14 protein-coding genes and 1 riboswitch are annotated in these 12,854 nt (G+C 71.7%); of the genes, 12 read left to right on the top strand and 2 right to left on the bottom strand.

Annotated features, from left to right (window positions below; genetic code table 11):
* Nucleotides 1-144: 144 nt before the first annotated feature.
* Nucleotides 145-1,938, bottom strand: coding sequence for an ABC transporter substrate-binding protein (locus ACZ6QO_RS07445; protein WP_465848572.1), 1,794 nt, complete (start codon nucleotides 1,936-1,938; stop codon nucleotides 145-147).
* Nucleotides 1,939-1,976: 38 nt separating this feature from the next.
* Complete coding sequence (locus tag ACZ6QO_RS07440) at nucleotides 1,977-3,002, bottom strand: ABC transporter permease (protein ID WP_465848571.1); 1,026 nt, start codon at nucleotides 3,000-3,002, stop codon at nucleotides 1,977-1,979.
* A gap of 371 nt (nucleotides 3,003-3,373) precedes the next feature.
* Here ACZ6QO_RS07440 and ACZ6QO_RS07435 point away from each other — a divergent pair, with 371 nt between their 5' ends.
* The 12 genes from ACZ6QO_RS07435 (at nucleotide 3,374) to ACZ6QO_RS07380 (ending at nucleotide 12,825) form a co-directional block, all read left to right on the top strand.
* Nucleotides 3,374-4,183 (top strand): oxygenase MpaB family protein, encoded by an 810-nt coding sequence (locus tag ACZ6QO_RS07435; protein WP_465848570.1) that lies wholly within the window; start codon nucleotides 3,374-3,376, stop codon nucleotides 4,181-4,183.
* A gap of 104 nt (nucleotides 4,184-4,287) precedes the next feature.
* A riboswitch (FMN riboswitch) is annotated at nucleotides 4,288-4,418 on the top strand.
* A gap of 315 nt (nucleotides 4,419-4,733) precedes the next feature.
* Nucleotides 4,734-5,342 (top strand): riboflavin synthase, encoded by a 609-nt coding sequence (locus ACZ6QO_RS07430; protein WP_465848569.1) that lies wholly within the window; start codon nucleotides 4,734-4,736, stop codon nucleotides 5,340-5,342.
* Nucleotides 5,339-5,959 (top strand): nicotinamide mononucleotide transporter family protein, encoded by a 621-nt coding sequence (locus ACZ6QO_RS07425; protein WP_465848568.1) that lies wholly within the window; start codon nucleotides 5,339-5,341, stop codon nucleotides 5,957-5,959. Before ACZ6QO_RS07430 ends, ACZ6QO_RS07425 begins: the two co-directional genes overlap by 4 nt.
* Nucleotides 5,956-7,188: a bifunctional 3,4-dihydroxy-2-butanone-4-phosphate synthase/GTP cyclohydrolase II gene (locus tag ACZ6QO_RS07420; RefSeq protein WP_465848566.1), complete on the top strand. Its 1,233-nt coding sequence runs from the start codon at nucleotides 5,956-5,958 to the stop codon at nucleotides 7,186-7,188. Before ACZ6QO_RS07425 ends, ACZ6QO_RS07420 begins: the two co-directional genes overlap by 4 nt.
* 61 nt (nucleotides 7,189-7,249) lie before the next feature.
* The gene (ribH, locus tag ACZ6QO_RS07415) at nucleotides 7,250-7,720 is read left to right on the top strand and encodes a 6,7-dimethyl-8-ribityllumazine synthase (protein WP_465848565.1); all 471 of its coding nucleotides are present in this window, start codon (nucleotides 7,250-7,252) and stop codon (nucleotides 7,718-7,720) included.
* A 48-nt stretch (nucleotides 7,721-7,768) separates the two neighbouring features.
* Nucleotides 7,769-8,224, top strand: coding sequence for a PH domain-containing protein (locus ACZ6QO_RS07410; protein ID WP_465848563.1), 456 nt, complete (start codon nucleotides 7,769-7,771; stop codon nucleotides 8,222-8,224).
* Nucleotides 8,225-8,377: 153 nt separating this feature from the next.
* Nucleotides 8,378-8,635, top strand: a complete 258-nt coding sequence (locus tag ACZ6QO_RS07405) for a type II toxin-antitoxin system Phd/YefM family antitoxin (RefSeq protein WP_465848562.1) — start codon at nucleotides 8,378-8,380, stop codon at nucleotides 8,633-8,635.
* A gap of 2 nt (nucleotides 8,636-8,637) precedes the next feature.
* Nucleotides 8,638-9,006, top strand: coding sequence for a type II toxin-antitoxin system VapC family toxin (locus ACZ6QO_RS07400; protein ID WP_465848561.1), 369 nt, complete (start codon nucleotides 8,638-8,640; stop codon nucleotides 9,004-9,006).
* 140 nt (nucleotides 9,007-9,146) lie between these two features.
* The gene (locus ACZ6QO_RS07395) at nucleotides 9,147-10,001 is read left to right on the top strand and encodes an AAA family ATPase (protein ID WP_465848672.1); all 855 of its coding nucleotides are present in this window, start codon (nucleotides 9,147-9,149) and stop codon (nucleotides 9,999-10,001) included.
* Nucleotides 9,994-11,088, top strand: a complete 1,095-nt coding sequence (locus tag ACZ6QO_RS07390; protein ID WP_465848559.1) for a vWA domain-containing protein — start codon at nucleotides 9,994-9,996, stop codon at nucleotides 11,086-11,088. Before ACZ6QO_RS07395 ends, ACZ6QO_RS07390 begins: the two co-directional genes overlap by 8 nt.
* Nucleotides 11,081-12,196: an XdhC family protein gene (locus ACZ6QO_RS07385; protein WP_465848558.1), complete on the top strand. Its 1,116-nt coding sequence runs from the start codon at nucleotides 11,081-11,083 to the stop codon at nucleotides 12,194-12,196. The genes ACZ6QO_RS07390 and ACZ6QO_RS07385 overlap by 8 nt, the downstream gene beginning before the upstream one ends.
* Nucleotides 12,197-12,243: 47 nt before the next feature.
* Nucleotides 12,244-12,825, top strand: coding sequence for a nucleotidyltransferase family protein (locus tag ACZ6QO_RS07380; RefSeq protein ID WP_465848671.1), 582 nt, complete (start codon nucleotides 12,244-12,246; stop codon nucleotides 12,823-12,825).
* Nucleotides 12,826-12,854: the final 29 nt, after the last annotated feature.

The following is a 12,854-nucleotide window of genomic DNA, read 5'->3' as shown; positions in this document are numbered from 1 at the left end:
AAAAAACTCAGAGATGGCGAGGACAAGGAGGACAACCCCCCCACGAGGGGCGGGAGGGAAAAAAACCCAAGGTGTCCCCTCCCCCCCCCCCCACCCCCCCCCCGGCCCCCCCCCCCCCCCCCCGGAGCCGGGAGTGCTAGTGGTTCACGAGGACTTCACGAAGATGGTGTCGGGCGAGACGACCCACTGGATCGGGTCGATCTCGGCGCCGCCCACCAGCGAGCCGTGCAGCTGGAGACCCACGTTGTTCAGCGCGGGCACCAGCGGGGTGACCGTCTCCATGATCTTCTTGTCGAGCGCGCCCCACGCCTGGTTGGCCTCGGTCGCGTCCGGCAGCGCCTCGATGCGCTTGATCTCGGCGGTGATGGCGGGGTCGTTCAGGTGCGACTGGTTGTATCCGCCGTCGTGGATCGGGCCGAAGATGACCGGGAACACGGTGGCCGCGGTCGGCCAGTCGGCGCCCCAGCCGCCCCAGTACATGTCGAGGCCGTTGTCCACCTTGCTGGTCGAGTCGTACCAGGTCTTGGTGTTCATCGGCTTGGCCACCACCTTGACGCCGATCTTGGCGAGCTGGTTCTTGATGGCGACCGTGATGCGCTCTTCCGTGGGGGTGTCGTTGTAGCCGTAGACGATCGTCGGCGTCGGGTCGCTCGACTGGGCCAGCAGCTCCTTGGCCTTGGCCAGGTCGCCCTCGGGGTGCTGCTTCATGCCGAAGACGTCGTAGTCCTGCCAGCCCGAAACGCTCGGGTTGAGGATCGTGGTGTTGATCACCGAGCTGGCGGGGCCGCCGCTGATCTGCATGATCTGCTGGGTCGGCCAGGCGTAGTTGATCGCCTGCCGCAGCTTGATGTCCTTCACCCTGTCGAGGTTGAAGTAGTAGTAGTCACCGTAGGGCGAGGGCGCCTTGAGCAGGCGCGACTGCAGGTCGGGGTTCTCGACGACCTGCTGGGTCCGCTCGGCGGCGACGTGGCTGTAGAAGCTGAAGGTCTTCTTGTCGTCCCCGGTGTCGGCGACGAACCGGTCGGTCACCTGCAGCGCCTGGAAGCCGAACTCCAGGTGCCACTTGTCGGGGTAGGCGCCGCGGATCGGGTCGGTGGCCGGGTCCCAGTTGGGGTTGCGCTCCAGGTCCATCGACTTGTCGACGGTGTGCTTGGCGATGATGTACGGGCCGCTGGAGAAGGGCTCCTTGTCGTACTTCTCCTTGGTGTCCTTCTCCTTGGGCACGATGCCGTAGCCGGTCATGGCGAGCGCGTAGTTGGCGTCCGCGTGCGGCGAGGTGAAGTGGAAGATCACCGTCTTGTCGTCGGGGGTCTCGATGGTGTCGAGCTCCTTGCCGCCGTACGGCCCCCCGTAGGCCTTCTTGTAGTCCTCGGCGGTCAGCCACTGCTGGATGTAGGGCGGGCCCTCGGTGATGTAGGGGGCGAACAGCCGCTCTATCGTCCACTTGACGTCGGCGGAGGTGATCGCGCTGCCGTCCTGCCACTTCACCCCGTCCTTGAGGGTGAACTTCCAGGTCTTGCCGCCGTCGGACACCTGCCCGGCGTCGGTGGCGAGGTCGCCGACCACCCTGTACTCGCCCTTGCCCACGCGCTTGTAGCCGGTGAGCTGGCGGGTGATGAGCTTGTGGAAGTTGGCCGTCACGTTGTCGTAGACCCGGCCCGGGTCGAGGTGCGGGTAGTCGTCGCGGTCGATCATGTTGACCGTGCCGCCCTTGACGACGCCCTCCGGCGGGATGGCCGGGCCGCTTGAGTCGTCCGCCGTGCCCACCGTGACCTTCGGCGGGGCGAACAGGTCCGTGAGGTTCGTGGGGGACGCGGACGCGGCGGGGCCGGTACCGGTGGCGGCGGGGGCGCCGGCGTTCCCCTGCGCGCACGCGGCGGTGAGCGCGAGGGATCCGACGGCGAGTACGGCCAGAGCGGACCGCGTTCGTGCTGACATTTCACTCCTACTAGAGATGTGCAGGATGGAGGGCCGGGTCAATGCTTGATCCTCGGGTCGAAGGCGTCCCGGACCGAGTCACCCAGGAGGTTGAAGGCGATGACGAAGACGAGGAGCGCGACGCCGGGGAACATCAGGTAGGTGATGTCGGACTGGTAGACCTCGGTGCCGCGCAGGAACATGCGGCCCCAGTCGGGGACCGGCTCGATCATGCCGACGCCGAGGAACGACAGCGCCGCCTCGGAGGTCACCAGCGCCGGCAGCAGCAGCGTCGACTGGATGAGGATCGGGGTCCACAGGTTGGGCAGCAGCTCCTTGAAGATGATCCTGGACGGCGACGCCCCCGTGACCCGCGCGGCCTCCACGAACTCCCGCTCGCGCAGCGACAGCACGTTGCCGCGCAGCAGACGGGCCAGCCCTGCCCAGCCGAACACGGTCAGGAAGATGATCAGCGCGGCGGCGCGCAGCCACACCGGGGTCTCCTCTTCCGGTTTGACCAGGAGGTTCTCCAGCACGGGCATGAACGCGATGATGAACAGCGTCGAGGGGAACGACAGCAGGACGTCGATGGCGCGGCCGATGAGGTAGTCGGTGCGCCCGCCCGCGTACCCGGCGACGATGCCCACGACGATGCCGAGGATCGTCGTGATGACCGTGGCGGCCAGCGCGATCAGCAGCGAGGTGCGGATGCCGTACACGAGCTGCATGAACACGTCGCGGCCGAGGCCCGGCTCGATGCCGAACCAGAACTGCGAGCTGATGCCGCCGTTCGGCAGGATCGGGAAGCCGTAGGCGTTGAGCAGCCCGGGGTTGTCCAGCCCGTAGGTGGTGTAGGGGTCCTTGCCGTACACGGCCGAGATCAACGGCGCGCCGAGCGCGACCAGGATGAAGAACAGCACGATGACGGCGGAGGTCACGCCTGTCTTGTCACGGCGGAAACGCCGCCACATCAGCTGGGCCGGCGAGCGGCCCACCAGGGTGGTCGCGCCGGTGCCGGCGGTCGCGGCCTGGACGGAGTCCACGGTGTCGGAAACGTCGGTCCCGGCCGGAGAGGGGAGAGCCATTGTGCGGGTGCCACCCCAGAGATCGGATCGCAGTAAATCGTGACTAGACGGAACTTTGGCAATGAATTAGCCGTTGGTCAATCTCATGGAGGCCTCCGGGGCGCCATTTCGACGTTCGTTGTGGAATGTCAATCAGGTTGTGTCCGTCACCCCATTGACCTGCGGTGATGCTGTGCGACACACTGTGAGACCCATCTCATTGGCCGTGTCACGATTCTGTGACACGAACATGACAAGGCCATGACGAATCGGCGCCGAAAACCGGCGTGCCCCGCAAATCCGTCCGCTGCCCGCCATCCGGCGGTGTGCGCCGCGTCCGCCGGGGTAATGCATCACTTACAGCTTCGGGCTTCGGGCGGAGGTGAGGCGCGATGGACCACGGCCTCTTCGGTCCGCGGTCGGTGACGTGGCGGGTGATGGGCGAGCCCGTCCAGTTCGTCGGCGGCTTCCGCGCGCTGCTCATGCAGGGCCTGCATCCCAGGGCCATGCGCGGCCTGACGCAGAACTCCGCCCTCCTCGACCCCGCCCAGGCGTGGGCGCGCTTCTGGCGCACGACCGAGTTCGTCCGCGTCCGCACCTATGGCACCCGCGCCGAGGTGGAGCGGGCCGCCGCCAGGGTCCGCAGAATCCACGCCTCGCTCACCGCGTACGACCCCGACACCGGGGAGGACTTCCGGCTCGACGACCCCGACGCGCTGCGCTGGGTGCACATGGGCGAGGTCGACTCCTACCTGACCGTGGCGCGGCGCGCGGGCCTGGCGCTCAGCGACGAGGACGCCGACCGGTTCGTGGCCGAGCAGCGCGCCTCGGCGCGGCTCGTCGGGCTGGCCGGGGACGACGTGCCCGGGTCGGTGGCCGAGATGCGCGCCTACATCGACGCCCGGCGCCCCGGCCTGTACCTGGTGCCCGAGGCGTCCCACCCGCTGCTGCTGTCGCTGAACGCGCCGGTGCCGCTCCGGCTGGCCGCGCTGAAGCCGGCCGTGCCAATGATCACTTTGCTCGCGTTCGCGACGCTGCCGCGCTGGGCCCGCCGGCTGTACAGGCTGCCGGCGACGCCGCTGGAGGACGTGTGGGCCGGCGCGGCGCTCAAGGCGCTGTACCGCGGCACCCGGGTGATCCCGGAGGGCCTGCGGTACAGCCCGGACGCCAGGCGCGCCCGGCGCCTGATGGCCGCGGTCTGACGGCGCCTGGAACTGGGGTACCCCGTGTAGCAAGCGCTTGCTTACCGTAGGGGTGTTCGCGGGTTACGTCCGCTTTGCCGAGCATGGCACACTGATAGGCAGAGCAGCGTGCTCCGGGGTCGGTGAAATTCCGAACCGGCGGTGACAGTCCGCGACCCGGCCGAGTCCATCGGCCGGTGGACCTGGTGGAATTCCGGGACCGACGGTGAAAGTCCGGATGGGAGGAAGCGCGCGAGCGTCCGGCGATCCGTCGCCGTACGCCTCCGTGGTGCGTGCCGCACCCGATCACCCCGGGGCCCGCCGTGGCAGAAAGCTACTGGCGAGTAGGAGGGGGCCGGGTGGGCCGACCGTCATCTCACGCGCGCCGCGCCGCCGAGCGCGCCGCGCCATCTCCCGCCGTGACCGTTCCGGCGTGGCCGTCCCGTGCACCGCGGAAGCTCTCCCGTGCCCCGCGGAAGACGGAGACGTCCCGGCGAGTTGCCTCCTCACGCACGTCATCGATCGGCCCGCGCTCCGGCGAGCCGCCGGCCGCGTCGCACAAGGAGATCTGATGTTCACAGGAATCGTCGAGGAACTCGGCGAGATCGCCGCGGTGGAGGCGCTGCCCGACGCGGCGCGCTTCTCCATCCGCGGCCCGGCCGTCGCCCCCGGAGCCCAGCACGGCGAGTCGATCGCGGTCAACGGCGTCTGCCTGACCGTCGTCGAGGTCCGCGGGGACGTCTTCACCGCCGATGTGATGAAGGAGACCCTCGACCGCAGCTCGCTCGGGTCCCTCGCCCCCGGCGACCGGGTCAACCTCGAACGCGCCGTGCGCGCCGACCAGCGGCTCGGCGGCCACATCGTGCAGGGCCACGTGGACGGCACCGGCGTCGTCCTCGCCCGCGAGCCCGCCGAGCACTGGGAGGTCGTTCGGGTGTCCCTGCCCGCCGCGCTGGAGCGGTACGTCGTGGAGAAGGGCTCGATCGCCGTCGACGGCGTCAGCCTCACCGTCGCCGCCCTGCCGCCGGGCGAGTTCGCCGTCAGCCTGATCCCCACCACCCTCCAGCTCACCACCCTCGGCCACAAGAAGCCCGGCGACCCGGTGAACCTCGAGGTCGACGTGATCGCCAAGTACGTCGAGAGGCTCGTCGGCCCCCGGGGGCAGGGCGTGGCGTCATGAGCTGGACCCAGGCCGGCTTCGACCTGTTCGGCCAGCACCTGCTGTGGACCGACCTGATCGGCAACATCTGCGCGCTGTCCACCGTCGTGCTCGCCATGAAGCGCACCATCTGGACCTGGCCGGTGCAGCTCGTCGGCTCGGTGCTGCTGTTCGTCGCCTCGGTGCAGGCGCACATCACCGGCAACGCGCTCAAGCAGGCCATGTTCGGCCTGCTCGCCCTCTACGGCTGGGTCCGCTGGATGCGCGGCACCAGGGACGGCGAGCAGCTGGCCGTGCGCCCCGGACGCACCGGCGAGCGCGTCGCGCTGGTGGCCGTGATGGCGGCCGCCACGGCGCTCGTCGCCCTGTTCTTCTCCTACACCGGCTGGTCGTGGGCGCCGCTCCCGGACGCCTACATCTTCGTCGGCAGCGCCATCGCCACCTACGCCCAGGGCAGGGCCCTGATCGACTTCTGGTGGATCTGGATCGCCGTCGACCTGGTCGGCGTCCCGCTGGCGTTCAACTCCGGCCTGATCGTCTCAGGCGTGGTGTACGGGATCTTCTTCGTCATGGTCCTGCTCGGGATCCGTGAATGGCGGCGGCAGTACAGCCGCCGGCTGGAGGTGGCAACGGCATGAGCGACATCACGCTCGACCAGATAGAACTCGACCAGATCGAGAGGGCGATCGACGACATCCGCCGGGGCAGGCCGGTCGTCGTCGTCGACGACGAGAACCGGGAGAACGAGGGCGACATCATCTTCGCCGCCTCCAAGGCCACTCCCGAGCTGCTGGCCTTCACGATCCGCTACACCAGCGGCGTGATCTGCGTCCCCATGCTCGGCAAGGACCTGGACCGCCTGGGCCTGCCGCTCATGGTCCACCAGAACCGCGAGCGGCTGCGCACGGCGTACACCATCAGCGTGGACGCCCGCGACGGGGTCACCACCGGCATCTCCGCGGCCGACCGGGCCAAGACCATCCGCACCCTGGCCGACTCGGCCACCGAGCCGTTCGAGCTGGCGCGGCCCGGCCACATCTTCCCGCTGCGCTACCACGAGGGCGGCGTGCTCGCCCGGCGCGGCCACACCGAGGCGGCCGTCGACCTCGCGCGCCTGGCCGGGCTCACCCCCGCCGGAGTGCTCGCCGAGATCGTCAACGACGACGGGACGATGGCGCGCCTGCCCGAGCTGCGGGTGTTCGCCGACGAGCACGACCTCGCGCTGGTGTCCATCGAGCAGCTCGCCGAGTACCGCCGCCGCACCGAACGGGTCGTCCAGCGGGTCGCCGTCACCGAGATCCCCAACAAGTACGGCGTGTGGCGCGCGTACGGCTTCGCCAGCGGCATCGACGGCGGCGAGCACCTCGCCCTGGTGTACGGCGACCTCGGCGACGGGGAGGACATCCTCGTGCGGGCCCACAGCGAGTGCCTCACCGGGGACGTGCTCGGCTCGCTGCGCTGCGACTGCGGGGTGCAGCTCGACCACGCCATGCGCGCCGTCGCCGCCGAGGGCAAGGGAGTGATCGTCTACCTGCGCGGGCACGAGGGACGCGGCATCGGCCTGCTGGCCAAGCTGAAGGCCTACAGCCTCCAGGACAACGGCAGCGACACCGTGGACGCCAACCTCGAACTCGGCCTGCCGGTGGACGCCCGGGAGTTCTCCAACGCCGGCCAGATGCTCGCCGACCTCGGCGTGCGGTCGGTGCGCGTGCTGACCAACAACCCCGCCAAGCTGCGCGGCCTGGACGGGTACGGCATCAAGGTGCTCGGCCGCGAGCCCATGCCCGTGGCGGCCAACCCGTACAACATCAAGTATCTGACGGCCAAGCGCGACCGCCTCGGCCACCAGATCGAAGGAGTCCGATGAGCCGGACGGCGCCCCGCGCCGCCGGCGGCGCCGTCCGCGGCGCGCACAGAGAGGAGCACCGGTGAGCGGTACCGGACGGCCCCAGGCCGCCCCCGTCGTCGCCGAGGGGATGAAGGTCGGCATCGTCGCCGCCCGCTGGCATCAGGAGATCACCGACCAGCTGGTGGCCCGCGCCGAACGGGCCGCGGAAGAGTGCGGGGCCGAGTGGGTCACCGTCCGGGTGGCCGGCTCGCTGGAGATCCCGGTCGTGGCCCAGTCCCTGGCCCGGCGGTACGACGCGGTCGTCGCGCTCGGTGTGGTCATCCGCGGGGAGACCGCCCACTTCCAGTACGTTTGCGACTCGGTCACATCAGGACTGACCCGAGTGTCCCTGGACGAGTCGACTCCGGTGGGCAACGGGGTGCTGACATGTGACAACCTTGATCAGGTCGTCGACCGGGCGGGTCTCCCCGGCAGCCACGAGGACAAGGGGTACGAGGCCACGGTCGCGGCGATCGAGACAGCGATGGTGCTGCGTGACCTGAAGGGATGAGCGAATTGCCGCGCCGATCCACCTGCCGCCCCCGCCGGACGGGCCGCCGTGCCTGACAGCGATCAGCCGCCGCCCCTCCCGGTGACCTGGCGGCCGCGCCGGGCCATGTATCTGGCGTACGGGTTCGCCACGGTGATGGTCGTGGGGTCGATCGTGCTCGCCCTGCTGCTGCCCCACCCGTTCAAGCTGCCCGACAAGATCGGCGTGGTGGCCTTCGGGTGCCTGGTCGCCTTCATCCTCCACCTGCTCGGGCGGCTGCGGGTGGAGGCCGACGACCGCGGCGTCACCGTCGTCAACGCCCTGCGCGTCCACCGGTACGAATGGGCGGAGGTGCTGGGCGTGACCATGCCCGAGGGCGAGCCGTGGCCCAAGCTCGACCTGGCCGACGGCTCCAGCGTCGGCGCCATGGGCATCCAGGGCGCCGAGAAGGCCCGCTCCCGCAAGGCCGTCGCCGAACTCCGAGCCCTCATCCACACTTACGGCGAGGCCCCCGACCACCGCTAGCCCGGCCGCCCGGTGCGGCCGGGCGAGAACGCCCTAGACACGCTCGCCGCCGTACGCGCCTTGGTCCTGGACGTCGTCCCAAGCGGGGCCGGCGTTGCCATCATCGCGTGGCGGCGCTGCCAGGACTAAGCTAGCTTGGCTAAGGAGGTCGCCATGTCCGAGAGCGCCGCTCAGCAGTACAACATCCATGAGGCCAAGACGAACCTGTCTCGCATCATCGACAGGGTGGAGCATGGCGAGGAGATCGTCATCAGCCGGGCGGGACGTCCCGTCGCCAAGGTGATCCCGCTGCCGGCGAAGGTTCGGCGGCGCGGGCGCGGTTCGTTGAAGGGGAGGTTGCGCACCGCCGCCGACTGGGACTCGCCCGAGGTCAACGACGCCATCGCGCGGGACTTCGGGCTGATGACGTGAGGGTGCTGCTCGACACCCACGTCGTTCTCTGGTGGCTGAGCGACGACCCGGAGCTCGGCGATGACGTCAAAGACCTGATCGACGAGGAGCCGGACGTCTTCGTCAGCGCGGTGACCCTGTGGGAGGTCGCCATCAAGCAGAGCCTCGGCAAGCTGGAGGCGCCCGACGATCTGCCAGAGCGCATCAGAGACAGCGAGCTGCGCGAACTTCCCCTGCGTTTCGCGCATGCCATCGAGGCCGGCAGGCTCCCGCTCCTGCATCGTGATCCGTTCGACCGCATGCTGGTGGCGCAGGCCAGAGCCGAGGGCCTGGTCCTCGCCACCAGAGACGGCCACATCCACGAGTACGACGTCCGGCTCCTGAAGGTGTGACGCGCCCGCCTGCCGGTGTGAACGGCCGGCCGGCGCGGGGCCCGCGCCTGTTTCGCGGAACTTCCTTCCGGGGGCGGGACGCGTAATCTGAGGGAGTGCGGCACGAGAAACTCCGGGCGTCCGATATCGAATCCCCCGCCATGCTCGCCGGGCTGCTCGACGAGCGGGCGTACATGGCGGACGAGGGGCTGGCGACCGCGTGCTTCCTCGCGCTGAAGATGGGCCGTCCCCTGTTCCTTGAGGGGGAGGCCGGCGTCGGCAAGACCGAGCTGGCCAAGACCCTGGCCGACGTGCTCGGCGCGCCGCTGATCCGCCTGCAGTGCTACGAGGGCCTGGACGCCGCCCAGGCGCTCTACGACTGGGACTTCGCCCGGCAGCTCCTGCACCTCAAGGCCGCCGAGGCGACCGGCGCGACCGGCGCAGGCGAGGCCGCCCGCCTGGAGGGCGAGCTGTACGACCGCCGCTTCCTGATCGCCCGCCCGCTGCTGCGGGCGCTGGAGACCCACCCCAGCGTGCTGCTGGTCGACGAGATCGACCGGGCCGACGACGAGTTCGAGGCGTTCCTGCTGGAAGTGCTGTCGGACTTCACCATCTCCATCCCCGAGCTCGGCACGGTGCGCGCCGCGACGCCGCCCGTCGTGGTCGTCACCTCCAACCGCACCCGCGACGTGCACGACGCGCTCAAGCGCCGGTGCCTGTACCACTGGCTGGAGCACCCGGGCTTCGACCGGGAGGTCGCCATCCTGCGCCGGCGCCTGCCCGCGTGCACCGAGACCCTCGCCGGGCAGGTGGCCGCCGCCGCGGGACGGCTGCGCGGCGCGGGCCTGCTCAAGCCGCCGGGCGTCGCCGAGACCCTCGACTGGACCGAGGCCCTGCTCACCCTCGGCGCCCGCGACCTCGACCCCGGGCTCGCCGCCGCGACCCTCGGCGCGGTGCTGAAGTACCGCGAGGACCAGGAGGCCGCCCTGGCGAACGGGCTTTTGCGCCATGGGTGAGGAGGCCGTCGCCAAGACGATGACGGGGTTCGCCCGCACGCTGCGGTCGGCGGGCGTTCCCGCCGACCACGAGCGCACCCAGGCGTTCCTGCGCGCCGCCGGGCACCTCGGCGCCGCCGATCCGGGCGCCGTCTACTGGGCCGGCCGCCTCACGCTGTGCGCCGGCCCCGACGACCTGCCCCGCTACGACCGGTGCTTCGCGGCCTACTTCGGCGGCGACCGCGCCCGCGCGGGCCGCTCGGCCCCGCCGGCCGTCACCGTCGTGCGGCACACGGCCGCGACCAACGGCGCCGGAACGCGCGACACCGACGAGCGGCAGGCCATCGCGGCCACCGCCAGCGCCACCGAGGTGCTCAGGCGGCGCGACATCGCCCGCCTGACCGCCGCGGAGCGGGACGAGATCCACCGCCTGCTCGCCATGCTGCGCGCCCGCCGCGAGCAGCGCCGCTCCCGGCGGTTCGCCCCCGCCCCGCGCGGCCGCCTGGACCCGCGCCGCACGATGCGCGAGACCCTGCGCAGGGGCGGCGAGACCGCCCGCCTGCGGCGCCGCGCCCGCCGCGTACGGCCGCGCCGCGTCGTGCTGCTCGTCGACGTCAGCGGGTCGATGGCCCCCTACGCCGACACGCTGCTGCGCTTCGCCCACGCGCTGGTGCGGTGCGAGCCGCGGGCCACCGAGGTGTTCAGCGTCGGCACCCGGCTCACCCGCCTGACCCCCGAGCTGCGCCATCGCGAGGCCGGCACGGCCATGCTGCGGGTCTCGGCGGCCATCCCCGACTGGAGCGGCGGCACGCGGCTGGGAGAGGAGCTGTGCGAGTTCCTCGACCGGTGGTCGTGCGCCCGGGGCGCGGTCGTGGTGATCGCCTCGGACGGCTGGGAGCGCGGAGACCCGTCCCTGCTCGGCCGGCAGATGGCGCGGCTGTCCCGGCTGGCCCGCCGGGTGGTGTGGGTCAACCCGCACAAGGGCCGCGAGGGCTACCGGCCGCTGACCGGCGGCATGCGCGCCGCCCTGCCCTACGTCGGGGCGTTCGTCGCGGGACACAGTCTCGCGGCCTTCGAGGAACTCGCGGAGAGGCTGTCGCATGCGTGACGTGCTGTCGCAGATCCTGCGGTGGTGGGAGGCCGGGGAGGACTTCGGCCTGGCGACGGTGGTCGGCACCTTCCGCAGCGCGCCGAGACCGCCCGGCGCCTCCATGGCCGTCCTCGGCGAGGAGGCCGTCGGCAGCGTGTCGGGCGGCTGCGTGGAGGGCGCGGTGTACGAGCTGGCCCGGGAGGTCGTCGCCACCGGCGCCCCGGTGCTCCAGCGGTACGGGGTCAGCGACGACGACGCCTTCTCGGTCGGGCTGACCTGCGGCGGCATCATCGACATCCTGGTGGAGCCGGTGTCGCGGCGCACCTTCCCCGAACTTGGCGCGATCGCCGCGTCGGTGCGGCGGCAGGAGCCGGTCGCGGTCGCCACGGTCATGTCCGCGCCCGGGCGCGTGGGCGCGCGCCGGGTGATCTGGCCGGACCGCGCCTCGGGGTCGCTCGGAGTGGCACGCCTGGACGCCGCCGTGGACGACGACGCGCGGGGCATGCTCGCCCAGGGCCTCACGGGCGTGCGCAGGTACGGCCCGGAGGGCGAACGGCGGCTGGACGACCTCGCGGTCTTCGTCCACTCCTTCGCCCCGCCGCCGCGCATGCTCGTCTTCGGCGCCATCGACTTCGCCGCCGCCGTCGCGCGCGTCGGCAAGTTCCTCGGCTACCACGTCGTGGTCTGCGACGCGCGGCCGGTGTTCGCCACCGCCAAGCGCTTCCCCGAGGCCGACGAGGTGGTGGTCAGGTGGCCGCACGACTATTTGTCCACCGCGCACGTCGACGAGCGCACCGTCATCTGCGTGCTCACCCACGACCCCAAGTTCGACGTGCCGCTGCTGGAGGTCGCCCTGCGCACCCCCGCCGGCTACGTGGGCGCCATGGGTTCGCGCCGCACCCACCACGACCGCCTGGAGCGGCTGCGCGAGGCCGGCCTGACCCCGGAGGAGGTCGGCCGGCTGCGCTCGCCGATCGGCCTGGACCTCGGCGCCCGCACCCCGGAGGAGACGGCCGTGTCGATCGCCGCCGAGCTCATCCAGCTCCGCTGGGGCGGCTCGGGGCGGGCGCTGACCGACACCAGCGGCCGCATCCACGGCGCCGAGCCCGGAGGCGACGCCGGGTGACCGAGCAGGGAGGCGACGCCAGTGACCACGCCGGGACGCGACGCCCAGTGACCGAGCAGGGGGTCGCGGGCCTGCTGCTCGCCGCGGGCGGCGGCAGGCGGTTCGGCGCGCCGAAGGCGCTGGTGGAGTACGAGGGGGAGCGGCTCGCCGACCGCGGGGTGCGGCTGCTGCGCGACGGCGGGTGCGACCCCGTCCTCGTGGTGCTGGGCGCGGCGCGCGCCGGCGTCCCCGGCGCCCTGACGGTGCACAACCCCGACTGGGAGACGGGCATGGGCTCGTCTCTGCGGGCCGGCCTGGCGGCGGTGCCGCGGGAGGCGCTCGCGGTGGTGATCGCCCTGGTGGACCAGCCGCTGATCCGCCCCGAGGCGGTGCGCCGCCTGATCGCCGCCCACCGCGCCGGGGCCACCGTCGCGGTGGCCGCCTACAGCGGCGCGCCGCGCAACCCCGTGCTGATCGGCCGCGAGCACTTCGAGCGCGTGCGGGCGCTGGCCGAGGGCGACGTCGGGGCCCGCCCGTTCCTGCGCGCCCATCCCGAGCTGGTCACCACGGTGGCCTGCGACGACGTGGGCGACCCCGCCGACGTCGACACCCCCGGCGACCTGGACGCCCTGCGGGCCGCCGACCGGTGAGCCCGCCCGGCCGCGTGCCCTGGCCCCGG

Source organism: Sphaerisporangium sp. NPDC049457 (genome assembly GCF_055586705.1).
Note: the sequence above shows the minus strand (reverse complement) of the source record. Positions and strands in the feature narration are given on the sequence as shown.